This window comes from Amycolatopsis sp. GM8 (assembly GCF_021653975.1).
Taxonomy (GTDB): Bacteria; Actinomycetota; Actinomycetes; order Mycobacteriales; family Pseudonocardiaceae; genus Amycolatopsis_E.
The window spans coordinates 518,458-540,575 of the sequence record NZ_JAJKFK010000002.1; the positions used below are offsets into that span (position 1 = coordinate 518,458).

General features: G+C 68.4%; 22 protein-coding genes and 1 tRNA gene. 7 read left to right on the plus strand and 16 right to left on the minus strand.

Annotated elements, in window-relative coordinates:
- Positions 1-246 precede the first annotated feature (246 nt).
- From LOZ83_RS40375 to LOZ83_RS09845, 4 genes are all read right to left on the minus strand, one after another.
- Positions 247-1,440 (minus strand): cytochrome P450, encoded by a 1,194-nt coding sequence (locus LOZ83_RS40375; protein ID WP_236790053.1) that lies wholly within the window; start codon positions 1,438-1,440, stop codon positions 247-249.
- Positions 1,412-1,768 (minus strand): hypothetical protein, encoded by a 357-nt coding sequence (locus LOZ83_RS09835; RefSeq protein ID WP_236790054.1) that lies wholly within the window; start codon positions 1,766-1,768, stop codon positions 1,412-1,414. Before LOZ83_RS09835 ends, LOZ83_RS40375 begins: the two co-directional genes overlap by 29 nt.
- Before the next feature lie 97 nt (positions 1,769-1,865).
- A tRNA-Ser gene (locus tag LOZ83_RS09840) sits at positions 1,866-1,950 on the minus strand.
- A 20-nt stretch (positions 1,951-1,970) separates the two neighbouring features.
- Complete coding sequence (locus LOZ83_RS09845; protein ID WP_236790055.1) at positions 1,971-2,435, minus strand: MarR family winged helix-turn-helix transcriptional regulator; 465 nt, start codon at positions 2,433-2,435, stop codon at positions 1,971-1,973.
- A gap of 502 nt (positions 2,436-2,937) precedes the next feature.
- On the opposite strand from LOZ83_RS09845, the gene LOZ83_RS09850 reads away from it, so the two are divergent.
- Both LOZ83_RS09850 and LOZ83_RS09855 read left to right on the plus strand, forming a co-directional pair.
- Positions 2,938-3,864: a neutral zinc metallopeptidase gene (locus LOZ83_RS09850; RefSeq protein WP_236790056.1), complete on the plus strand. Its 927-nt coding sequence runs from the start codon at positions 2,938-2,940 to the stop codon at positions 3,862-3,864.
- Between the two features lie 17 nt (positions 3,865-3,881).
- Complete coding sequence (locus LOZ83_RS09855) at positions 3,882-4,859, plus strand: NAD(P)H-quinone oxidoreductase (RefSeq protein WP_236790057.1); 978 nt, start codon at positions 3,882-3,884, stop codon at positions 4,857-4,859.
- Here the strand turns inward: LOZ83_RS09855 and LOZ83_RS09860 are convergent.
- A complete protein-coding gene (locus LOZ83_RS09860; protein ID WP_236790058.1) occupies positions 4,856-6,055 on the minus strand; it encodes a cysteine desulfurase-like protein in 1,200 nt (399 codons plus the stop codon). The genes LOZ83_RS09855 and LOZ83_RS09860 overlap by 4 nt on opposite strands.
- Before the next feature lie 126 nt (positions 6,056-6,181).
- Here LOZ83_RS09860 and LOZ83_RS09865 point away from each other — a divergent pair, with 126 nt between their 5' ends.
- Positions 6,182-6,742: a bacterial proteasome activator family protein gene (locus tag LOZ83_RS09865; RefSeq protein ID WP_236790060.1), complete on the plus strand. Its 561-nt coding sequence runs from the start codon at positions 6,182-6,184 to the stop codon at positions 6,740-6,742.
- Here LOZ83_RS09865 and LOZ83_RS09870 read toward each other — a convergent pair.
- The 6 genes from LOZ83_RS09870 to LOZ83_RS09895 are packed head-to-tail and all read right to left on the minus strand — an operon-like array spanning position 6,739 to position 13,476.
- The gene (locus LOZ83_RS09870) at positions 6,739-8,337 is read right to left on the minus strand and encodes a hypothetical protein (RefSeq protein WP_236790061.1); all 1,599 of its coding nucleotides are present in this window, start codon (positions 8,335-8,337) and stop codon (positions 6,739-6,741) included. The genes LOZ83_RS09865 and LOZ83_RS09870 overlap by 4 nt on opposite strands.
- On the minus strand, positions 8,338-8,802 hold the full coding sequence (locus LOZ83_RS09875) for a hypothetical protein (protein ID WP_236790063.1): 465 nt from the start codon (positions 8,800-8,802) through the stop codon (positions 8,338-8,340).
- The gene (locus LOZ83_RS09880) at positions 8,799-9,482 is read right to left on the minus strand and encodes a hypothetical protein (protein ID WP_236790065.1); all 684 of its coding nucleotides are present in this window, start codon (positions 9,480-9,482) and stop codon (positions 8,799-8,801) included. The genes LOZ83_RS09875 and LOZ83_RS09880 overlap by 4 nt, the downstream gene beginning before the upstream one ends.
- Before the next feature lie 48 nt (positions 9,483-9,530).
- The gene (locus tag LOZ83_RS09885; protein ID WP_236790068.1) at positions 9,531-10,400 is read right to left on the minus strand and encodes an N-acetylneuraminate synthase family protein; all 870 of its coding nucleotides are present in this window, start codon (positions 10,398-10,400) and stop codon (positions 9,531-9,533) included.
- Entirely contained in the window at positions 10,397-11,587 is a 1,191-nt protein-coding gene (locus LOZ83_RS09890) for an acylneuraminate cytidylyltransferase (protein WP_236790070.1), read from the minus strand. The genes LOZ83_RS09885 and LOZ83_RS09890 overlap by 4 nt, the downstream gene beginning before the upstream one ends.
- Positions 11,588-11,610: 23 nt before the next feature.
- The gene (locus LOZ83_RS09895) at positions 11,611-13,476 is read right to left on the minus strand and encodes a glycosyltransferase (RefSeq protein WP_236790071.1); all 1,866 of its coding nucleotides are present in this window, start codon (positions 13,474-13,476) and stop codon (positions 11,611-11,613) included.
- A gap of 193 nt (positions 13,477-13,669) precedes the next feature.
- On the opposite strand from LOZ83_RS09895, the gene LOZ83_RS09900 reads away from it, so the two are divergent.
- From LOZ83_RS09900 to LOZ83_RS09910, 3 genes are read left to right on the plus strand one after another with little or no spacing between them, the layout of a single operon-like run.
- Entirely contained in the window at positions 13,670-14,632 is a 963-nt protein-coding gene (locus tag LOZ83_RS09900) for an ABC transporter permease (protein ID WP_236790074.1), read from the plus strand.
- Between the two features lie 9 nt (positions 14,633-14,641).
- Positions 14,642-15,457 (plus strand): ABC transporter ATP-binding protein, encoded by an 816-nt coding sequence (locus LOZ83_RS09905; RefSeq protein WP_236790075.1) that lies wholly within the window; start codon positions 14,642-14,644, stop codon positions 15,455-15,457.
- 2 nt (positions 15,458-15,459) lie between these two features.
- Entirely contained in the window at positions 15,460-16,371 is a 912-nt protein-coding gene (locus LOZ83_RS09910; protein WP_236790076.1) for a glycosyltransferase, read from the plus strand.
- Here the strand turns inward: LOZ83_RS09910 and LOZ83_RS09915 are convergent.
- Complete coding sequence (locus tag LOZ83_RS09915; protein ID WP_236790078.1) at positions 16,365-17,123, minus strand: ESX secretion-associated protein EspG; 759 nt, start codon at positions 17,121-17,123, stop codon at positions 16,365-16,367. The genes LOZ83_RS09910 and LOZ83_RS09915 overlap by 7 nt on opposite strands.
- 115 nt (positions 17,124-17,238) lie before the next feature.
- Between LOZ83_RS09915 and LOZ83_RS09920 the strand changes: the two genes are divergently transcribed.
- Positions 17,239-17,481 (plus strand): hypothetical protein, encoded by a 243-nt coding sequence (locus tag LOZ83_RS09920; RefSeq protein ID WP_236790080.1) that lies wholly within the window; start codon positions 17,239-17,241, stop codon positions 17,479-17,481.
- Between the two features lie 5 nt (positions 17,482-17,486).
- On the opposite strand, the gene LOZ83_RS09925 is transcribed toward LOZ83_RS09920, so the two are convergent.
- The 4 genes from LOZ83_RS09925 to LOZ83_RS09940 all read right to left on the minus strand — a co-directional run bounded on the left by LOZ83_RS09925 (position 17,487) and on the right by LOZ83_RS09940 (position 22,102).
- Entirely contained in the window at positions 17,487-18,992 is a 1,506-nt protein-coding gene (locus tag LOZ83_RS09925) for a hypothetical protein (protein ID WP_236790082.1), read from the minus strand.
- 2 nt (positions 18,993-18,994) lie between these two features.
- Entirely contained in the window at positions 18,995-19,570 is a 576-nt protein-coding gene (locus tag LOZ83_RS09930) for a DUF3558 family protein (protein ID WP_236790084.1), read from the minus strand.
- 3 nt (positions 19,571-19,573) lie between these two features.
- Positions 19,574-20,041: a hypothetical protein gene (locus LOZ83_RS09935; protein ID WP_236790086.1), complete on the minus strand. Its 468-nt coding sequence runs from the start codon at positions 20,039-20,041 to the stop codon at positions 19,574-19,576.
- 129 nt (positions 20,042-20,170) lie between these two features.
- Positions 20,171-22,102: a glycosyltransferase gene (locus LOZ83_RS09940; RefSeq protein WP_236790750.1), complete on the minus strand. Its 1,932-nt coding sequence runs from the start codon at positions 22,100-22,102 to the stop codon at positions 20,171-20,173.
- Between the last annotated feature and the right edge of the window lie 16 nt (positions 22,103-22,118).

Here is a 22,118-nt window from a genome sequence, read left to right on the forward strand (position 1 = left end):
GCTCTACGACAGCAGGGTTCGAACAAGGCCACGAAGGTCTCGGCTCAGCGGAAGCGGAGGATTTGCCCCCCGGTCGGCTGCCCGACGGTCGCTTCAACGTGGGCCATATCCGTGGATCAGGATCCTTGAGCGAAGCGGGCGCCGGCGCGGACGAGCGCGACACCGGTGATGAACGCGACCTTTTCATTCGAATTGACGTGCAGTAATCACACATCACTATCGGAGGTTTGAGAATCCGAACTAGCCCTAGCCAAACGTGACAGGCAGGCGGTCCGGGCCGCGCAGGACCGAGCCGTGGACCAGAGGTGCCTGCTCCGGGGCGGAGAGGCGCAGATTCGGGAGGCGGTCGAGGAGTGTTCGCAAGGCGATACTCATCTCGGCGCGAGCAAAATGCTCCCCGAGGCAGTGATGGGTCGCGAGTCCGAAGGTGAGGGTCCGTTGCGAATGCCGTTCCAGATCAAAGCGATCGGGGTCTGAGAACTGGGCTGGATCCCGGTTGGCGCTGAGAACGCTCAACAGCACCATCGTTCCCCCTGGGATCGGGATGCCGTTCCACTCGATGTCGTCAGACACGCTTCGGCGTGGTAGATGGGCCACCGACGGTTGCCAGCGCAGTCCTTCCTCGACTGCCCACGGGATCTCGTGCTCAGGGTCCGCCACGGTCCGGTCCATCGCTTCGGGATGGGTCAGCAAGGCGAGCAAGGTGTTACCCAGACCGAGCAGGGTGGTGTCGGATCCTGCCGGGAACATGAGCCGGACGAACGAGAACACTTCGTCGTCGCTCATGCGTTCCCCGTCGACCTCCGCCGCGAGCAAGGCGGAAATGAGGTCATTGCCGGGATGTCGGCGCCGCTCTTCGAGAATGGGGCCGATGCGCCGGTCGAACTCCGCGATCGCGGCCTCCGCCACGTCCGGGTTGTGGCCGTACTGGATCATCTCCCATGCCAGCTGTGACCAGTTGACGTCCGCCGACACCTCAAGATCGAGCAACCGCATAATGACGCGCGGCGGGTACTGCTTGGTGAACTCGGCAACCAAATCTGCTTCACCGTCGTCGATGAACTTGTCGATCAACTCGTGAGCCACCGGTTCGAACAACGACGCAATATACGATGGTAGAAGGCTCCGCCGAAAGAATGGCGACTGCAATCCTCGGGCCGTATGGTGCGCCTTGCCCGACAAGCTTTGCACCGTCCATCCCATCGCCGGTTGCTGCGTCTCTTCGTAGAAGCCGTGACCAGGAATGTTCACCTCGTCGCGGAAGCCGGCCTTGACGAGATCGTAAGTATTGAGGTGCAGCGCGGGCTCGCCGGCGAAACGGACCCAGGTGGCCGGCTCCACTGCCCGCATACGGGCCACCCGGGCCGGCAGATCGGTCATGTCGTCGACCGAAAAATCGATGTCGTCGATGTCAGCCTTGAGAAGTCGGGTCGTGCTCACTTTCTGCGCACTTCCTCTCAGCTTCGAATGGAGCATGAACCGGAGTCGAATTCGCGGTCTCATTGCCAATGACGGCCTCGAATTGTCCATCGAAGTTATAAAGATACGGATTTATTCCACCCCTGTCAATAGATTCCTCTCTCTTCGGTATTTCAAAAAATACGACTGGGTCCGACGTGGTGATCGTGGCGGCAAGGGTGAGGGAGGCGAGGAAATGGCCGGCTCTTCGTTCGTGGATGCCGACGCGCCGCTCGGCGACCCATGCTCGCAGGTCGGCGTACAGCTCCCCAAGCGATACCAGCACGTCACGACGCACCGCGGCGCTCAATCGCAGACCAGGTGGGCGGGAGCGGCAAATGAGACCAGGGCACGCCCGCAGGCTCACCCGAAGATGCTTCGCCCGGCATACGCTCTGATCAAAAGAGCGGAAGCGGAGGGATTTGAACCCCCGGTTGGTTTCCCAACGCTCGCTTTCAAGGCGAGTGCATTCGGCCGCTCTGCCACGCTTCCCGTAGGTGCAGGGTAGCCCGTCACTCCGGCAGGTCCGTCAGGTGTTCGAGGACCCGCGAGAACACCGTGCCGACGACCTGCTGCTCCGCGGGGTCCAGCAGGTCGATCAGATGTTGCCGGACGCCCGCGACGTGCGTCGGCGCTGCCCGCTCCAGCAGGGCGTCGCCGGCTGGGGTTAGTTCTGCGATGACGCCTCGCTTGTCCTCCGGGTCCGGGACGCGCCGCACGTACCCGTTCGCCTCCATGCGGGCGACCTGGTGTGACAACCGGCTCTTCGTCGAGCCCAGGTCGGACGCCAGATCCGACATCCGCCGCCGGCCGTCTTCCTGGACCTGCAGCACCACGAGGACCTCGTAGTCCGCCAGTGACACCTGATGCGCTTCGGTCAGTTCGCGGTGCAGGCGCTGCCGCAGGCGCAATCCCGCCACCACGTACGACCGCCACGCGTCCTGCTCGGGAGCAGTCAGCCAGCGAACTTCTGTCATGCCGGGAGGCTACTGCGGCGCCAAGCACCGCAACGAGGGGCGGTGGCGGTGCCCGGCCTTGACCGGAAAGTGGGATAACGGAACGGTTGAGACCGCCGCCGGAAAGGCGCATGCTGGGATGTATCGGAGGACGAGCTCCGCGGCAACCGGCGCACTACCCGGGTGCACCTCGCGGAGCACACCGCCGGGGAATGGTCAGGTGGTTCAATGGCGAATGCTTCTACCGCGGTTGACTGCCGGCTGTGGACCCACGACCGGGATGCGGTGAATCCCAGCCCAGTCGCGAAGTGAGCAGCACGGGTGTCAACGCCATGCGCTCGATCTACCTCTCGCGCATCACGGTGAGGCTCTGGCCTGCCTCGATGCCGCCTCCGCGTGCATCGGCAGCGCGAAACTCGCCGGCCCGAGAGGCAGCCAACCGCCAACAGTGACAACCTCGGTATAACCCCGGGTGCGGCCGGACAAGGCCGCACCCGGGCTTTTGTCGGTACTCTTCCGCTCCGTGAGGTTCGACGACAACGCAGGGCTCGACACATCCGAGGTTTCCGACCTCCGCGGCGGCGGCGACAGCGGCGGAGGAGGTATCGGCTCCCGGGTCGCACTCGGCGGCGGCGGGCTCGGCGTCGTGGGCGTGCTCATCTACTTCGTGCTCAGCCAGCTCGGCGGCACCAGCGCCCCCAGCAGCGACGTGAGCCTGGGCCGCCTGCAGTCCGGCCAGCAGGTCAGCAACAGCACCCTCGCCCAGGAATGCCGCACCGGCGCCGACGCCAACCGCAACCACGACTGCGCCACCGTGGCGATCATCAACTCCGTCCAGGACTACTGGACCGACCAGTTCGCGCGCTCCGGCCGCACCTACCGCAAGGCCACCACGAACTTCTTCAACGGCAGCGTCCGCACCGGCTGCGGCGGCGCCACCTCCGACACCGGCCCCTTCTACTGCCCCGCCGACTCCGAGGTCTACATCGACCTGTCGTTCTTCAACGAACTCCAAACCCGCTTCGGCGCCCAGGGCGGGCCGTTCGCCGAGGCGTACGTGCTCGCCCACGAGTACGGCCACCACGTCCAGAACCAGCTCGGCACGTCCAAAAGGGTCGGCAACGACACCGGCCCCACCTCCGGCTCCGTGCGCCTCGAACTGCAGGCCGACTGCTACGCGGGAGTATGGGGCAACCACGCCACCACCACGCCGTCCTCCAGCGGCAAACCGCTGGTGCAGAACGTGACGCAGGACGACGTGCGGCGCGCGCTCGACACCGCCTCCCGGATCGGCGACGACTACATCCAGAAGAACCTCGGCAACGGGCGCGTCAACAGCTCGCAGTTCACCCACGGCACCTCGGCGCAACGCGAAAAGTGGTTCAACACAGGCTTTTCCACCGGCGATCCGGCGCGCTGCGACACCTTTGGCGCTCGGGACCTTGGTTGACGTCTAGGGTCGGGATCATGCATGCGATCACCATCCGCGAACCCGGCGGTCCCGAAGTCCTGACCTGGACCGAAGTCCCCGATCCCGAACCGGGCCCCGGTGAGGTGCTCGTCGAGGTCGCGGCCAGCGCCGTCAACCGCGCGGATCTGATGCAGCGGAAGGGTTTGTACCCACCGCCGCCCGGGGCGAGCGACATCCTCGGCCTCGAATGCTCCGGCACCATCACAGCGCTCGGCGACGGCGTCGAGGGCTGGCAGCTCGGCGACGAGGTGTGCGCGCTGCTCGCCGGCGGCGGGTACGCCGAGAAGGTCGTCGTCCCGGCCGTGCAGCTCCTGCCGATCCCCGCCGAGGTCGGCCTCGTCACCGCCGCGGCGCTGCCCGAGGTCGCGTGCACCGTGTGGTCCAACGTCGTCATGATCGCCAGCCTCCGCGAGGGCGAACTGCTGCTGATCCACGGTGGCGCGGGCGGCATCGGCACGCACGCGATCCAGGTCGGCAAGGCCCTGGGCGCGACGGTCGCGGTGACCGCGGGCTCGGCCGAGCGGCTGGAACGCTGCGGGCAGCTCGGCGCGGACATCACGATCAACTACCGCGACCAGGATTTCGTCGAGGTGCTCAAGAAGGAGACCGGCGGCGCCGACGTCATCCTCGACAACATGGGCGCGTCCTATCTGGACCGGAACATCGACGCGCTGGCCCCGGGCGGGCGGCTCGCGATCATCGGCATGCAGGGCGGCACCAAGACCGAGATCAACCTCGGCAAGGTGATGGCCAAGCGCGCCAGCATCTCCGGCACCACGTTGCGGGCGCGGCCGGTGGCGGAGAAGGGCACGGTCGTCGCCGCGGTCCGCGAGTTCCTGTGGCCGCTGGTGGCACAGGGCTCGGTGCGGCCGATCGTCGGCCAGGCCATCCCGATGGCGGAAGCCGCGGACGCCCATCGCGCGCTCGACGAAGGCGACGTGTTCGGGAAGGTGCTGCTCACCGCCAAGGGCTAGCGGAGCTCTTCCAGCGCCCGGACCAGCTGGTTGATCTCGAAGACGTTGGAGTAGTGGGCGAGGCCGATGCGGACCGCACCGCCGACCTCGCCCACGCCGAGCGCCGAGAACACGCCGCTGGTGCCGTCGTCGGCGAACGCGCAAAGTCCTTGCGAGGCAAGGTAGTCCGCGACCTCGGGCGCTTTCTTGCCCGCGACCGCGAACGCCAGGGCGGGGATGCGCCGCATGGCGTCGCCGATGACCATCACGTGCGGCAGCGCACGCAGCTCCGTGTTCAGCTGCGCGAGCAGCCCGGCGTGGTACGACTTCGCCGAGCCGAGCGAGGTCACCAGCTTCTCCCGCCGGGAGCCGGTGGCCGCGTCGTCGAGTCCGGCGAGGTAGTCGATCGACGCGATCAGGCCGGCCAGCAGCGGATACGCGTGCGGTCCCAGTTCGAGCCGCGCCGGGCCGCGCACCTCCGGGTCCAGCGACGCCGACGGCAGCCGCTCGATCAGCTCCGGATCCCGGAAGGCGAGCGCGCCCACCGGGGGCCCGCCCCACGCCTGCGCGGACACCACGATCACGTCGGCGCCCAGCTCCGCCAGGTCGAGCGGCACGAACGGGGCGGCGTAGGTCGCGTCCACCACGACGGTCGCGCCCACCCGTTTCGCGAACTCCACCACCGTCGGCACATCGGGCCGGGTGCCGACCGCGCCGGACGCGGCCGTGATGGTGACCGCCTTGGTGTGCGCGGAAATGAGGTTCTCGTACTGCCACGCCGGCAGTTCACAGTTCTCGATGTCGATCTCGCCCCAGCGCACGATCGCGCCGACCCGCTTCGCGGTGCGCTGCCAGGGCACCAGGTTCGCGTGCTCGTCCAGCCGCGACACGACGACTTCGTCGCCCAGCTGCCAGTCCTCGCTCATCGCGTCGGCCAGCCGGCGCAACAGCACGGCGGCGCTCGGACCGAGCACGACACCGGCCGGGTCGGTGCCGACGAGATCGGCCACCGCGCGGCGGGCCGCGGTCACGATGCTCTCCGCACGCTGGGATGCCGGGAACGCGCCACCGGGTCCGGAAACCGGGGCACGCATCGCCGTCGACACGGCCGAGGCCACCTGTTCGGGTACCAGCATTCCGGCAGGGCCGTCGAAGTGGATCCAGCCGTCACCCAGCGCGGGGAACAACCCACGTATTCGAGCGACGTCGAACGCCATGGGCACACGGTACGGAGAAGTAATTTCGCTGCGCGTCCGGGGTTGAGATATGGGCCGCCCCGCCGCGGCGGGAGGACTACGCTCGGGGACGTCGCATCAGCGCAGCAGGAGCCCATGGACGGAGACATGACGGATCCCAACCACTTCACCAACCAGCCGGACGAGCAGGCGCAGCACGTGCTCGTCGTCGGACCCGATGGTGCCCCGGTGGGCACGGCGAGGGTGCCGGCCGGCGAGGAGGAGTCCCAGGAAACCGTCGGTGACCTGGTCGAAGAGCCGGCCAAGGTGATGCGCATCGGCACCATGATCAAGCAGCTGCTGGAGGAGGTCCGCGCCGCTCCGCTGGACGACGCGAGCCGCAACCGGCTGCGCGAGATCCACCAGACCTCGGTCAAGGAGCTCGAACAGGCGCTCGCGCCGGAGCTGCAGAGCGAGATGGAACGCCTGGTGCAGCCGTTCACCGACGACTCGACGCCGTCCGACGCCGAGCTGCGCATCGCGCAGGCCCAGCTGGTCGGCTGGCTCGAGGGGCTGTTCCACGGCATCCAGACGGCGCTGTTCGCCCAGCAGATGGCGGCGCGCGTGCAGCTGGAGCAGATGCGCCGCGGCCTGCCGCCGGGTGCCTCGGCCGGGCGCGGCGCCGACGGCGTCACCCCGGGGATCACCGGCACCGGCCAGTACCTCTAGCGCCGCGGGCAGATCACGAGCGGGTCGGCCCTGATGGCGTTGTCGCAGTCGTAGGTCTGGCGGATCCGCGTGGCCAGGTCTGGTTCGAGCATGCCCAGGTCGAACCACGACGGGTCCACGACGAGGTACCGCGGCGCGGGATCCGCCAGGCACTCGGCGTTCTCGCCGTAGCTGACGACCGTGCGCACGTCAGGGATCCGCATCCCGCGTTGCAGGAACGTCGGCGACGGGTAGCGGCACGGCGTGGGGTTGCCGAGGAAGTAGTTCACGTCGCCGAAGGTCAGGTACAGCACCGGTGTGTCCGCGCCGATCACGGCGTGCACCTCCGCGGCCTGCGCGGTCATCTGATCGGCGAACCGGACGCGGTCGGCGTTCGTGGACTCGGACCAGCCGAAGTCGAAGGAATACGGGCTGCTGGGCCAGATCGGGACCGCGAGCGCGGCCACGGCCGCCAGCGCGGGCACGAAGAACAGCGGGCGCCCACCGCGGGCCGGTTCGATCGCGGCGACCACCAGCGCGAGCACGAGCGCGACCGCCAGCACCCAGTAGACCTGCGTCGCGTACGCGATGCGAAAGGCCTGCGATTTCGCGTCCACCACCGGCAACCCGACGGCGAGCACGGCGGTGACGAGTACGAGCGTCCACGGCGGCCGCCCGTACTCGGTGTACCAGCGGGCGATCGCGAGCGCCCACAATCCGGCCGCCAGCGGCAAAAGCGCGTCGAGGTGGTACTGGAACCACTGCGCCTGCAACATGGTCGCGCCGAACACGCCCGCGATTCCCAGCGCCAGCAACACCGGCCACCAGCCGCGGACCACGCGGAACAGCACGAGCGCGCTGACCGGCAGCAGGGCGAACAGCGGCGCCAGCAGGGCCTCGTTGCCGACCGTCCGCCACAGGTCGGTGAAATCGAGCGGGGCGCCGCCGAGCGGTGAGGCGCCGTTGAGTGTCGAGAACTCCCCCAGCCACCGCCATTCCCGCGGTTCGACCAGCACGGCGAGCCCGAACAGCGCGCCACCCAGCGGGATGGCGGCGACGGTCATCGCGAGCGCACGCCGCCGGTCGGCGACGAGCACCACGCCGATCGCGAGCAGCGCCGCCGGCAGCGTCGTGTACTTGACGAGCACGGTCAGCGCGAGCAGGAAACCGCCCAGCAGGGCCGAAAACCACAGTTTCCGCGGCCACAGCGCGCCCGCGACGGCGGCGGTCGCAAGCAGTGAGCCGATCCATTCCGGCTGCAGGAAGTCCCAGTTCGGCGCGAGCGCCAGTGCCAGGCCGACGGCCGCCGCGATCATCGTCGCTTCCGGGCGGCGGAGCGCGGTGCGCAGCCACCACGCGACCAGCGCGACGAGCACCAGCGCGGCCAGCCGGATCAGCGCGTCCGAGCCGAGCGGGGACAGCGCCGCCATGAACAGCCGGGCGGCGAGCGGCCGATGCACGAACACCGCCGAAGGCGGCAGTTCGGCCACCCGCAGCACGCCGAGCACGTAGTGAACGTCGTGGTTGAGGCCGGTCCACAGCACCGTCGTCGCGACGGCGACCAGGGCGGCGACGCCCCCGGCGGCCCAGCCGAGCCGCTCGGAAAGCGCTTTCATTCAGTCCCCGGAAGCCCTGTGCGCCAACACCTCTTCGACGCGCGCGAGCCGCTCTTCGTATTGCGCCACAACGGACTCGCGGGCCCGGATGCGGGCGTGTTCCGCGCGGGTGTCGTCGACCTCAGCCGACGCCGCGCCCGGCCGTTCGAGCGCCGCGACCTGGCTGCCCATCGCGGCCACGTGCGCGGCGATCCGGCGCAGCTCGTCGTCATGCCAGCGGAACCGGCCGTCGACTTCGTCGACCCGATGATCGGCATGCCCGCGCAGCTCGTCGCGCGTCGCCTGCAGCTCCGTGCGGAACTCCCCGCGCAGCGCGTCCAGCTGACCGCGCACCTCCGCCAGCTGCCGGCGCAGATCGTCGAGCTGCGGGACGAAACGCTGATCACTCACGTTCTCGATACGCCAGCGCAGCCGCTTCCACAGCGGGAAAACGGCCCGCTTCCCCAGATTCTTCACAGTGCTCACGGGATCAACTCGATTTCTCCGTTGTCACGCCAGGACCGCAGCAACGCGGACTCGGCGTGCAGCCGGTGGTCTCCGGTGACGTGCACGTCCTCACCCCAGGCGTGCGCGAACGTCGTCTGCTCGGGCCGGTCGACGATCGAGAACCCGGTGACGCCGATCTTGGCCCCGGGGAACAGCCGGACCGCCAGATACACGACGAGTGTGCCGGTGGTCGCCCAGGTCGGCTGATCGGGATCGAGCCCGAGCAGCCGGCCCAGCGGCCGCACGAACGGCCGGTTCGGGATCGGCACGAAGCCGAGGTCCGCGGGCCACCAGTCGGGGATGATCTCCGGTTCCCAGTGCAGCCGGCCCGGCTCGGCGAGCAGGTACAGGCGGGACGTGTAGTCGGCGAAGGTGTGCGGGCTGGCCAGCACTCCGCGGTGCATGACCACGACGTCGGTCTTGCGTCCGTACGCCGGCTCCGCGCCCGGCTCGTCGAGCGCGAACGTCGTCATCCGCACGACGAGATCGCTGTCGTCGATCAGCGCGGCCCGTTCGGCGCTCGGCGCGAGTGGTGCGTTGCCAACCACGGTGAGCGATTCGACCCGCTGGCCTCGTCCATACGAAGCCACCAGCTCGCGGAGAGCGTCGAGCTGTCGTGCCGCGGCCACCTCTTCGGGCGCGGCCTCAGCCAGGTACACGGCTTCCACCCCTTCACCGATCGGAGGACCGACTGTAGCGAAGTTGGTTCAGACCCTCCGCAGACGGCGGCGCGGGGCCTCTTCGCCGGGAAACACGCGCTTCACGCCGTCACCGAGCGCCAGTTCGACATTACGGATATCGCGGATCAAGCGCCGCAAACCTTCCGGCTCGAGCGAAGCGGCCTGATCCGAACCCCACATCGTGCGGTCCAGCGTGACATGCCGCTCGACGACACACGCGCCCAGCGCCACCGCGGCGATCGACACCTGCAGCCCGCGCTCGTGCCCGGAATAGCCGATCGGCACGCCGAACCGCCGCGACAGCGTCTCGATCATGCGGAGGTTCGCCTCCTCCGGCGGGCACGGATAGGTCGACGTGGCGTGCAGCAGCACCAAGCGCTCGGTGCCGAGTACCTCGACGGCCTTCTCGATTTCCTCCATTGTGGACATACCGGTCGAGGCGATGATCGGCTTCCCGGTGTCCCGCAAGGCTTTCAGCAAGTCCACATCGGTCAGTGACGCCGACGCGACCTTGTGCGTGACCACGTCGAACTTCTCCAGGAAGTCCACACTCGGCACGTCCCACGGCGAAGCGAACCAGGCGATGCCCTGGTCCTTGCAGTGCCGGTCGATCTCCTCGTACTCGGGCACGCCGAACTCGACGCGGTACCGGTAGTCGAGGTAGGTCATCTCGCCCCACGGCGTGTCGCGCAGGGTGTCCCGCATGTCCGGCGGGGTCGCGATGTCCGGCGTGCGCTTCTGGAACTTGACCGCGTCCGCGCCCACGCTCACCGCGACGTCGATCAACTGCTTGGCGATCTCGACGTCGCCGTTGTGGTTGATGCCGATCTCCGCGACCGTGAACACCGGATGCCCGGGACCCACCTCGCGGTCGCCGATTCGCACGGCAGAAGTCACTGTTCCGTCCTCCGTTCAACTGCGTGCAAGACGAGGTCGGCCACCTCGCGGACAGCGCCGGCGCCACCGGGCCGGGTCAGCACCAGCCGCGCCGCCCGCAGCACCTCCGGCCGCGCGTCGTGCACCGCGATCGGCCAGCCGACCAGCGCCATCGCGTCCAGGTCGCGCAGGTCGTTGCCGACGAACGCGACCCTGGCCGGGTCCAGCCGCTGCTCGGTGAGCCAGGTCTTGAGCACGGCAGCCTTGTCCCCGACCCCGTGCAGCACTTCCACGCCGAGCTTCGCGGCCCGCGCGGCGACCACCGGGTTCTTCTCGACGGACAGGATCATCAGCGGGATCCCGGCGGCCAGCAGCCGCGCGACACCCGCCCCGTCCGACCGGCTGACCAGCACGCCCTCGGTACCGTCCTGCAGGACCAGCGCGCGGTCGTCGGTGTGCACGCCGTCGAAGTCGGTGACCACCGCGTCCACGTCCAGATCCACCGACAGCGGTTCGATGGTGGCCGCGAGCGCGCGGGCGATCGCGAGGTCCTCCGCGGTGTCGATCTCGATCGCGTGCTTCGCGGGTGTCTCGACGAGCCCGATCCGGCCGAAGAACCGGTGCCGCGCCGAGCGGAACCCGGGCACGCGCATGCCATACACCGCACCGGTTTCGCGGAACTCCGGCGTGCGCTCCTGGCGCCGCGGCCGCACCGCGGCGTCGTGGTTGACCGCGACCGCCGCGCCGTCCGGGTCTCGCTGCCACAGGAACTCGTGCACCCGCACGGCCGTGAAAGCACAGTCCCAGCCGTCGTCGAGGATCTGCGACACGACGTTGTCGATCGTCTCGGTCGCGATGAACGGCGACGTGCACTGGACCAGTAGCACCACTTCGGGCGAATACCCGTGCTCCTGCTCGAACACGTCGAGCGAATGCAGCAGGACCGCTTCCGAGGACACCGAATCCCCGGACAGCTCGTCCGGACGCGGCGACACCACAGCGCCCGCGGCCTCCGCGACGGCGCCGATCTCGGCGCTGTCGGTGCTGACCACGACCTCGTCGACCCGGGTGGACGAGCGCAGCGCGCGCACCGCCCGCGCGATCAGCGGGTCCTCGCCGACCTTCGCGAGGTTCTTGCCGGGTACGCCCTTCGAGCCGCCCCTGGCGGGCACAACCGCCAGGACCCGGGTCCCCTCACGTTCAACCACACGGGTGAGGGTACGGAACGCGCTCACTTCGCCCCGAACAGGCGCTCCCAGTTCTCCTTGCTGGTCAGCTGTGGCTTCGCCTGCTGGTAACGGCGGACCGTCTGATCGCCCTCCTGGCGCAACCGCCACAGCACCGCCAGGCCCTGCTTACCGAGCTTCGTCATCAGCCGCTTGTCCAGCCGGCGCACCCGGACCCCGGTCTGCGACGCGTCGGTGACGACCGCGGTACGGAACAGCGAGACGTGCCACCAGTGCTCGTCACCCGCGCGGATGGCCGCGCCACCGCCCGGCTTGTCCAGGTACTGCGTGAGCAGGCGCTTGAGCAGCACGAGCGTCGGCTTCGACGGCTCCCAGCTCGGCCGCACCATCGGCGCGTGCTCGGCCCGCACCCCGGTGCGCGCCGCCGGCACGATGTGGGTCTCCGGGAACTCGGCGCGCAGCATGCGGATCGAGGGCACCACGTTCGCGCCACCGTCGGACAGCGACTCCGGGCCCGCCAGGAAGTCCTCGATCGCCTTGATCATGGTCGCCGCGAGGCCGTACTGCATCGACGCCAGCGTCTCCATGAACTCGGTGAGCAGGAACTGGAACATGTCCTTGGACCGCAGCTGGTTGTGCAGCGACGCGGTGATCAGGCCGTTGCGGTAGTGGAAGTAGCGGGCCCAGTCGTCCCAGCCCTTCCAGTACAGGTCCTGGTGCCACACGCCGGCGCCCGGCAGGGTCACCGTGAAGAACCCGGCGGCACGCGCCCGCAGCCCGTACTCGACGTCGTCCCACTGGAAGAAGATCGGCAGCGGGTAGCCGACGGACCGCACGACCTCGGCCGGGATCAGGCAGCACCACCACGCGTTGTGCGTCGCCTCGACGCGGCGTTCCTGGTTGTGGTCCAGCATGCTGCGCTGCGACAGCGACTCGTTGCGGTCGATCCCGGCGCGCAGCTTCGGCAGGTCCGCGATGTCCGCGTCGACGAACAGCCGGTCGGGGTGCAGCTCGCAGAGGTTCTGCCCGCCGATCACGGCCGGTTCGCAGGCGCTGTTGGCGAGCGCGCTGATCCGCATGATGGTGTCGGACTCGAGCTTGATGTCGTCGTCCATCAGCAGGACGTGCGCGTCCTCGCCGCCCGGGCCTTCGAGCGTATCGTGCATGCCGCGGGTGAAGCCGCCGGCGCCGCCGAGGTTGGCCTGGCGGACGTAGCGGAGCTTGTCCCCGAGCAGCTCCTTGACGTGCGCGAAGCGGTCCCGCGAGTCGACGGTGTCGGTGCCCTGGTCGGTGACGTGCACGGTGGTGACGTACTCGCGGACGATCGGGTCCTCGGCGAGCTCGATCAGCGTCTCGATGCAGTAGTCGGCGCGGTTGAACGTGCAGATGACGATCGAGATGGGGCGCGGCGCCTTCGCGCTCGCCACCGTCCAGCGCACGTTCTCCACGACCAGCTGTTCGGCGCCGGTCTCGATGTCCAGCCACAGCGCGCCGCCGTCGACGAACCGGTCGATCGGCGCGGTCAGCCGGACGGTCTCCCCGTCGGCGCCCGCGACGACCTTGGTCGCCACCGTCCTGGGCTCGCCGTGGCTGTCCGACGCGGTGATCACCAGCTTGCCGGATCCGGTGACCACGGCCTCGACGTCACAGCTGGTGACCTCGGTATAGCGCTGCCAGTAGCTCGCGGGGAAACGACCGAAATAGGTGTTCGTCGTGACCTGTGCGTGCGGTTCGACCGTCACCCGTTCGCGTTCTGCGACCGCCGCGCCCAGCTTCGTGGCTGCATACATCGCGTCCGGCGCCGGAAATGACCGTGCGGCGAAGAATGTCCGCTGCGCGAGCAGACGTCCTGGCTCACCATCGCGTCTTTCCGGCCGGTTCTCCGGCTCGGCAACCACGTTCTGGGTCATGCCGATCGACACCCCACTTCAAGGATTTGGTTTTTTGAGAAACACCGGAGGCCCCAGCGCCCTTGCGGAATTAGAGCCACACGTTACCCAACAACGAGGGCGCGAAATTACCCGGCCCGAACATGGATGCGCTGGTGACACGGCTTTCCCGCCCAGGGCGGGAGCCCACACCTCCGGTCGCTACCCTGAACAGGTGCATGCCACCAGCACGGTCGACAAGGCCAGTGATCACGCGACGGACAGCCCGCGGCGCGTCCCGCCCTCAGCGAACAGCCGTTCCTTCGCACGCGCGTTCGAGGACATCCGTGAGGGGTTTTCGCAGCGTGAGCTGTGGTCGCACCTCGGATGGCAGGACATCAAGCAGCGCTATCGCCGCTCGGTGATCGGCCCGTTCTGGATCACGATCAGCCAGGGTGTCATCTCGCTCGGTCTCGGCATCCTGTACTCGACGCTGTGGGGCCTGCACGTCTCGACGTTCCTGCCCTACATCGCGACCGGGTTCATCGTCTGGACCTTTGTCAGCGGCTGCCTCGCCGAAGGCATGGAAACCTTCATCTCCAACGAGGGCCTGATCAAGCAGATCCGGGCGCCGTTGACGGTGTACATGCTGCGCACGGTGTGGCGGCAGACGTTGATGTTCGCGCACAACATCATCGTCGTGGTCATCATCGTGGCGATCTTCTTCGGCAGCCTGAACAACCACTACGACCTCAACCACGGGGTCTGCGGGCCGGAAACGATCATCTGCCACCCCGGCCTCGGCTGGTACTCGCTGAGCGCGATCCCCGCGTTCGCGCTGCTGGCGATCAACGCGGGCTGGCTCACCCTGCTGCTGGGCATCATCTCGACGCGTTTCCGCGACATCCCGCAGCTGATCAACTCGATCATCCAGCTGCTGTTCTACATGACCCCGATCGTGTGGCCGATCGACCAGCTCTACGGCACCGGCGCCCGCGCGGAACTGGCCCGCTGGGTGGTGCCGATCGTGCACCTCAACCCCTTCTACCATTTCGTCCAGATCCTGCGCGCCCCGTTGATCGGGCAGGCCGTGAGCTTCGGCAGCTGGCTGGTCGTCATCGGCATCACGATCGTCGGCTGGGCGCTCGCGCTCGTCGCGCTGCGCAACTACCGTGCCCGCGTCTCCTACTGGGTGTGAGAACTAGACATGGTCAGCATTGATGTTCAGAACGCGTACGTCGATTTCCCGATCTTCGACGCGAAGACCCGTTCACTGAAAAAGCGGGTGCTCGGCAAGGTCGGCGGCAAGATCGGCACCGAGAGCCGGGTTCCGGTGATCGAGGCGCTGCAGGACGTGTCGCTGTCGCTGGGCGACGGTGACCGGGTCGGCCTGGTCGGGCACAACGGCGCCGGCAAGTCCACGCTGCTGCGGCTGCTGTCGGGGATCTACGAGCCCACCCGCGGCACCGCCCGGGTCGAGGGCAAGGTCGCGCCGGTGTTCGACCTCGGCATCGGGATGGACCCGGAGATCTCCGGCTACGAGAACATCATGATCCGCGGCCTGTTCCTCGGCATGACCCGCAAGCAGATGGAGAAGCGGGTCGACGACATCGCCGAATTCACCGAGCTGGGTGACTACCTGGCGATGCCGCTGCGGACGTACTCGACCGGTATGCGGGTGCGGCTCGCACTCGGCGTGGTCACCACGATCGACCCGGAGATCCTGATCCTCGACGAGGGGATCGGCGCGGTCGACGCGGCCTTTTTGAACAAGGCACGTGATCGGCTCGTGGATCTGGTCAGGCGCTCCGGCCTGTTGGTCTTCGCTTCGCACGCGGACGACCTACTGTTGGAGCTCTGCACGACGGCCATCTGGATGGACGAGGGCCGGATGCGGATGGAGGGCTCCCTGCGGGACGTCCTCACCGCGTACAAGGGCCGTGATCCGTACGAGAGCATCAGCGCGGAGACGGCCGAACGGATCGGTGCCGAGCGCGTGGTGACAGTCAAAGGCGGAGAGTAAGTATGAGCAGTCCCGAGCAGGCGCCGCTCGACAAGGGCGCCGTGGTGGCCGTCGTGGTCACCAGGCACCGGCGTGAGCTGCTCGCGGACTCGCTGAAAGTGCTCGCCGCGCAGACCAGGGCGGTCGACCATCTCGTGGTGGTGGACAACGGGCCGGACCAGCCCGCGCGCTCGGTCGTCGAGTCGTATCCACTGCCCTGCACCTACCTGCCCTCGCACCGGAACCTCGGCGGCGCCGGCGGTTTCGCGCTCGGCATGCTGCACGCGCTGGCGCTCGGCGCGGACTGGGTGTGGCTCGCGGACGACGACGGCAGGCCCGCGGACGAGACGGTCCTCGCGGTGCTGCTGAGCGAGGCGGAGAAACGCGGCCTGGCCGAGGTTTCACCGGTGGTGACGAACATCGACGCGCCCGCGAAGCTGGCCTTCCCGTTGCGGCGCGGGCTGACCTGGAAGCGTTCGTCGGCCGAGTTGGGCACGGATTTCCTGCCCGGGATCGCCTCGCTGTTCAACGGCGCGCTGTTCCGCGCGTCCACCCTCGACGTCGTCGGGGTGCCGGACCTGCGGCTGTTCTTCCGCGGCGACGAGGTCGAGGTGCATCGCAGGCTGGTGCGCTCGGGCCTGCCGTTCGGCACCTCGCTGAAGGCGGCGTATCTGCACCCGGACGGTTCGGACGAGTTCAAGCCGATGCTCGGCGGGCGGTTCCACGCGCAGGACCCGGAGAACGAGGTCAAGCGGTACTACACGTATCGCAACCGCGGGTTCCTGTTGTCCCAGCCGGGAATGCGCAAGATCGGCGCACTCGAGGTGATCCGGTTCGGGCTGTACTTCATGGGCGTGAAGCGGGACCCGAAGGCTTTCCTGCAGTGGCTGAAGCTGGTCCGGCAGGGCCAGCGGGAACGCTTCTTCCGCTACTGATACGGCTGCAGCTGCTCGAAAATGTGGTGCGCTATGCGGGCATTGTCGGCGGGCGCGTAGGTGAGCCAGTTCTGGCCGTCCTCGGCCTGGCGTGAAGTCACGAAGTACCGGCCCTCTTCGGTGTCGAACCAGGCCGTCGGGGTCAGCCGCTGACCCTGGACCACCGCGCTGAACTGGCCGATGCGGAGTTTCGGCTTCTGGAAGATGCGTTCGACCACGCGCAACTGCGCTGGGGCGGTCGAGCGAGGTTTGGCCACGTTGGCGAACGGGTCGTAGCTGTTGTCGTCGAGACGATGCTTCGCGCGCTTCACCGGTTTCACGACGGTGACCGACTGGCCGGCAGCCGCCGCCGTGAGCGGGAGCAGGTCGACGACCCCGGGCACGATCGCGGCCGGCCGGACGTCGGTGAAGATCATCGAATTCTCGTCCTGCTTGGCGACCAGGGCGTACTGCCCGTTGGACGCGGCGCGGGCGAACAGCTGCTTGCCGTCCTCGAGCTGGGCGACGGCGGTGATCGCGATGGGGGCGCCGGTGAAGGTGTGCAGGGCCAGCTCCAGGTCCGGGTCGAACCGGCCGCGGCCGGCGAGGCCCTGGTTCTCCAGCTCGCGGAACACCGCGCCGCGAACCTGGCCCCGCTGCTCGACGGTGGTGCCGATGTAGGGCACCTCGAACGGCGCCGGTGCCCGGCCGAGCCGCATGTGCTCCAGCAGGACGTCCAGCGCCGTCAGCGACAGCGAGAACTGGTGTGGCATGACACTTCCCCCTCGGAAATCGTCCATCGAGCACGTTAGCCGATAACGGGGACACTCGTTGCGCCCTTGGCGAACCAGCTTGCCGCGCAAGATCGGGAACTGCTGTGGTGGACCCATGGCCGATACGAAACCCGCGCTCGTCCTGCACCTCGCGTCCGGCGGCGAACCTTTGCTGTTCGCGCTGCCGGAAGAAGGCCTGGCAGAACTGGCGTCAAGACTGCCGCTGTGGCTCGAACACGGTTCCACGGAATCCGTGCAGACCAAAGAGGAATTCCGGATTTCCGTCAATTTCGCGCAGGTCGCCGTCGCCTATATCGACGACCTGCAGCGAAAAGGAAAGGTGTTCGGGCTGCGCTGAGCCCGTTACTCGCCGATGACCGGCGGGGCGGTGCGCTCGCTGGTGCCGAAGACCTCGTCCGGGTCGGGCTCGACGAGCCAGGTCGGACGCTGGTGCTCCTCGTCCTCGCTGCCCTGCCCCTTGCCGCCGTGGCCCATCCCGCCGCCGGCCATGCCGGGACGTCCGGACGCCCCGCCGCGGCCGGCACCCGCGGCGGTCTCGGCCGCGCCCGCGCCACCGGCACGAGCGCCGCTCTGCCCGCCGGCACCGCCGCTGCCACTGCTCGCGGCCGAACCGCCGGAGCCGCCGGGCCCGAACCCGCTGCCACCGCCGGCGCCACCACGGCCCAGCTTGCTGGAGTACTCGTCGCCGTCCATACCGCCGAAGCCGCCGCCCATACCACCCATCGGCAGGCCGCCCATGGCGCCGAGCCCGGTGTTGCCGAGGTCTGAGCCGCTGCTGGAGCCGACGTTGCTGGTCGGTGGCCGGAAGCCCTGCGCGGTGGTCCGGCCGGGCGTGGTGGAGCTGCCGCCGGTCTTGGTGCCGCCGGCGAGCGGGGCCGGCGGTGTGAAGCCGGCCAGGTTGCCGGTGAGCGAGCCGCTGCCACCGCCGCCGGGCGCCCCCACCGGCGCGGAGCTCGCTCCGGTGCCGCCGACGCCGAGGCTGCCGCCGGCCGGGCCGGTGAACGACGAGGACGTGGTGCCCATCAGGCCGCCGCTGATGTGGCCGACCGACCCCGTGCCGGGCCCGTCGAACGTGGGCGGCGGGTTGAAGGCGGGCGCCTTGGACGCGGCGCTGTACAGGTTGTTGTCGTAGGCCGACATGACCTGGACCGCCTGGTCGTGGGCGTCCTGGCTGTCCTTCTGCTTCTGGATGGACTTGTCGATGTTGTCGACGATGTCGAACGGGTTCGAGGTCGCCCAGCTCTTCATCTCGTCGGACCAGCTGAACGGGATGGGCTCGGGCATGTTGTTCTTGGCCGTCTCGGCGGCCGAGGACTGGTTGTACACCTGGTCCGCCGCGAGCTGCGCCGCCTGGCCGCTCTGGTCGCTCCACGTGCCCAGCCCGGAGACGAAGCTGAACGCCGACTCGGCCGCGTCACCCTTCCAGGTGGCGCCGGACTTGTTCGCCGCCTGCCCCAGCTGCTGGCCGAAGGTGGCCATCGCGTTGGCGAGCTGGGTCCAGGAGGTCGAGACGCCGGTGACCTGGCCGGGGTTGACGGTCTGCACCATGTTGTAGAGCTGCTGGTGGTCGATGCCCTGGTACACCGTGCCGGGCGGCTGCAGCCCGCTGCGGTACTCGACGCCCTGGCTCAGCTGCTGGGTCTGCTGGCTGCGCTGCTGGCTGGACGCCTGCTCGGCGCGCGCCTGGGCCACCATGTTGGTGATCGCGTCGAAGAAGCCCTTGCTGTTGGGGTCATACCCCTGGGCGATGAGCTGCTGGCGAGCCGCCTCCTCGGGGGAGACGTACTGGCCGCTCTGGTTGTACTGGTCCAGCCCCTGATTCCCCGGCTGCTGCTGCGGATTGGTCATGGCTAGTTCGCCTCCGGAGGCAACTTCGGCTCGATGATGTTGGCGATGTCGGACGCGATCTGGCAGGACTGAGCGGCATTGTCGGCAACCACGGAAATGTCCACCCGCGACTTCGGCCCGACCCTGAGTGACAGGATGCAACCGCCATTCACCGTCTGGAGCTGCCGGGCTGCGTGGGAATTGACCTTGCCGTCGGTGACGGTGCCCCCGTTGGCACGGAGTTCATCAATCCCCTGCGTCGCCCGTATGTCGACACCGAAGCTAACCGAGTTGTCGTCGGCCGTTCGGCCATGCCAGCCACATGCACTCGTCGATCCGGACGCCTGGGTGTCGCCAACCTGACCGGGTCCCTGCGCCTTGAACTGAGCAGCCTCCTGAGCCGTGAGCAGGTCACATGGCTTTATCGCGGCCAAGGTCTCGTCCTGACCGGTGGACGCGTTGGCGGAAGAGGTCTGCGAGATCGAGGTACCGCCCGTGCTCGGCACTGGTTGGCCAGGCTGCTCGCTCGAGCAACCGCTCATGAGGGCCAGTCCCAATGCGGCAGTAGCGAACAGGGACGTGTTCTTCAGAGTCGGCATACCTCAGACCTGGATCCCGCGGAACTTCTGCGCTACTTGATCGTCCATTTGTGAATAGTTCTTCTTGGCCTGTTCAAATGCCGCGCGGGCCTGCCGAACGACCTCGATAAGCGACCTGAGCGCCGTACTGTAGGACTGTGCGTCACCAGTTGCGACAAGCTGGGTGTGCTGCGCCACGGCATTCGCGTAGTCACTGTCTCCGAGCTGCGGCGCTTGCCCTGCCCCGTCAGCCGCGCGAAGAACATCCTGACCGATGTCCTCGAACTCGCGAAACACGCGGATGTACTCGTTCGCGCCTTCTTCGCTGATCGCGAAGCCGCCGGAGTTGGCTGAGTCGACCAGCTTCTGGACCTCGGCCGAGGCCGACGCCACCGCGGTAGCGCTGAGCGCGCCGCCGACCGCGGCGCCTATCGCTCCCCCGATACCTGCGGCCGTCTGCGGCTGGCCCGCGTTCGGCACGAAGCCTGTCATCGCTGTCCCCCGTCTCGTCCGGTTACGTCGCGGAGTTTACTGGCGGCCGCCCGGTCGCAACCGCGCTTTCACACAGAAAACAACACTTCGACGCAACCGGAACGAGCAGGGTTCCCGGCGCGCGGACGATCACAGCTCGTACAGGCGCTGCCAGTTCTCCCGGCTGGTCAGCTGCGGCATCGCCCGCTTGTACTGGGCCTGCACCGCCCGGCCTTCCTTGCGCAGCCGGTTGATCGTCCGCAGTCCGTGCTTGCCCAGCTCGAACATGCGGTCGCGATCGTACTTGCGGACCCGCACACCCTCCTGGTTGGCATCGGTCACCACGGCGGTGTCGAACAGCGCCACGTGCCACCAGCTGGCCTCGTCCATCGGGATCGCGCCCAGGCCGAACCGCGAACGGCCGCGCAGCCGGTCGACGATGCGCTTCACCAGCACCAGTCGCTGCAACGCGGGCCGGCCGCCGCCGTTGATGATGCCGATGTCGTTCGACGCGATACCCGGGACCTCGGTCGGGTCGTACCGCTTCGTCTCCGGGTACCTGGCCCGGATCTCCCGGATCTCCTGCATCGCGGCGACCCCGCCGTCCCGCAGGATGTCCGGGCCCTCGAGGAAGTCCTCGACCGCCTTGATCAGGGTGTGCGTCAGGCCGTACTGCATCCCCAGCAGGTACCGGACCAGCTGCGCCGTCAGCACCCGCGCCAGCACGTTCACGTTGAACTCGCTGTGCAGCGCCGCGGTGATGATCGAGTTACGCAGATTGAAGTAGCGGTGCCACTCGTCCCAGTCCTTCCAGTGGAAGTCGGCGTGCCACACGCCCGCACCGGGCAGGGTCACCGTCGGGAAGCCGTGCTCCCGCGCCCGGTAGCTGTACTCGGCGTCGTCCCACTGGAAGAAGAACGGCATCGGGTAGCCGACCTCACGCACGACCTCGTACGGGATCAGGCACGACCACCAGCCGTTGTACCCGGCGTCGAGCCGCCGCTCCTGCTTGTTCGGCTTACCCGTCTCCTCGTCGACCCCGAGCAGGTTCGCCGTGGACAGGCTGTGCTCGACCGGCATCCCCGGTTCGAGCGTGTTCAGCCGCGCATACTCCGCCCCGACGTGCAACTGGTGCGGGTGCAGCAGGTTCAGCATCTGACCGCCGACGATGACCGGGTTCGCGGCGCGGTTGGAGAACGCCGTCATCCGGATCACCAGGTCCGGCTCCAGCAGCACGTCGTCGTCCATGAACAGCACGTTCGCGTGCTCGGTGTCGGTGTGCCCGGCCACCTCGTACAGCCCGCGCGTGAACCCGCCGGCGCCACCGAGGTTCGGCTGGGTGATGTAGTGCAGCTTCTCGCCCAGCGCGGCGGACACCTCGGCGAACCCGTCCCGCGACTCGACCCGGTCGGTGCCCTGGTCGGCGACGTAGATGGCGTCGAGCGTGTCCAGCGACGAGATGTCCCCGGCGAGCGCCTGCAGGTTCTTCAGGCAGTCGTCCGCGCGGTTCATCGTGCAGATGGTGACCGCGGTCGGCCGGATCTTCTCCGGCGGCTCGACGGTCCAGCGCACCCGCTCGGCGGTCAGCTGCTGACCCGCCTCGGTCTCCAGGTCCAGCCACAGCGCGCCGCCGTCGAGGAACTTGTCGAGCTTCAGGTCGAACGAGACCGCGAGCTTCTTGGCGCCGTCGATCTCCTGCGCGGCGACCGTGCGCGGTTCGCCTTCGAAGTCCGACGCGCGCACGGCCACCAGACCGGAGCCGGTGACGACCAGCTCGGCGCGGACCTCACGCACCGTGGTCCACCGCTGCCAGTAGCTGGCGGGGAAGCGACCGAAATAGGTGTTGCCGGAGACCCGTGCGGACTCTTCGAGACTGACGCTGTCGCGCTTGCGGGTGACGACCCCCGCCTGCACCTCGCCGTACAGGTCCTTCGACACGACCGGCGCCGGGCCGGCATAGAGCCCGCGCTGGGTGGTCAGCCGCCCCTGGGGGGTGTGTTCGGAGAACGTGGTCTGCTCCTTGTCCGCGGCCGCGGAGGAGCCGTTGCCCCGCGTCGTGGCCGTCGCGGTCTTACCAGCCATGAGTTCGCTGTCCTCC

Coding starts and splice junctions, on each gene's coding strand:
- LOZ83_RS09870 (WP_236790061.1), bottom strand. CDS start 8,337: ATGAAAGCGCTTTCCGAGCGGCTCGGCTGGGCCGCCGGGGGCGTCGCC.
- LOZ83_RS09925 (WP_236790082.1), bottom strand. CDS start 18,992: ATGACCAATCCGCAGCAGCAGCCGGGGAATCAGGGGCTGGACCAGTAC.
- LOZ83_RS09865 (WP_236790060.1), top strand. CDS start 6,182: ATGACGGATCCCAACCACTTCACCAACCAGCCGGACGAGCAGGCGCAG.
- LOZ83_RS09845 (WP_236790055.1), bottom strand. CDS start 2,435: ATGACAGAAGTTCGCTGGCTGACTGCTCCCGAGCAGGACGCGTGGCGG.
- LOZ83_RS09855 (WP_236790057.1), top strand. CDS start 3,882: ATGCATGCGATCACCATCCGCGAACCCGGCGGTCCCGAAGTCCTGACC.
- LOZ83_RS09940 (WP_236790750.1), bottom strand. CDS start 22,102: ATGGCTGGTAAGACCGCGACGGCCACGACGCGGGGCAACGGCTCCTCC.
- LOZ83_RS09895 (WP_236790071.1), bottom strand. CDS start 13,476: ATGACCCAGAACGTGGTTGCCGAGCCGGAGAACCGGCCGGAAAGACGC.
- LOZ83_RS09930 (WP_236790084.1), bottom strand. CDS start 19,570: ATGCCGACTCTGAAGAACACGTCCCTGTTCGCTACTGCCGCATTGGGA.
- LOZ83_RS09860 (WP_236790058.1), bottom strand. CDS start 6,055: ATGGCGTTCGACGTCGCTCGAATACGTGGGTTGTTCCCCGCGCTGGGT.
- LOZ83_RS09920 (WP_236790080.1), top strand. CDS start 17,239: ATGGCCGATACGAAACCCGCGCTCGTCCTGCACCTCGCGTCCGGCGGC.
- LOZ83_RS09905 (WP_236790075.1), top strand. CDS start 14,642: ATGGTCAGCATTGATGTTCAGAACGCGTACGTCGATTTCCCGATCTTC.
- LOZ83_RS09935 (WP_236790086.1), bottom strand. CDS start 20,041: ATGACAGGCTTCGTGCCGAACGCGGGCCAGCCGCAGACGGCCGCAGGT.
- LOZ83_RS09910 (WP_236790076.1), top strand. CDS start 15,460: ATGAGCAGTCCCGAGCAGGCGCCGCTCGACAAGGGCGCCGTGGTGGCC.
- LOZ83_RS09915 (WP_236790078.1), bottom strand. CDS start 17,123: ATGCCACACCAGTTCTCGCTGTCGCTGACGGCGCTGGACGTCCTGCTG.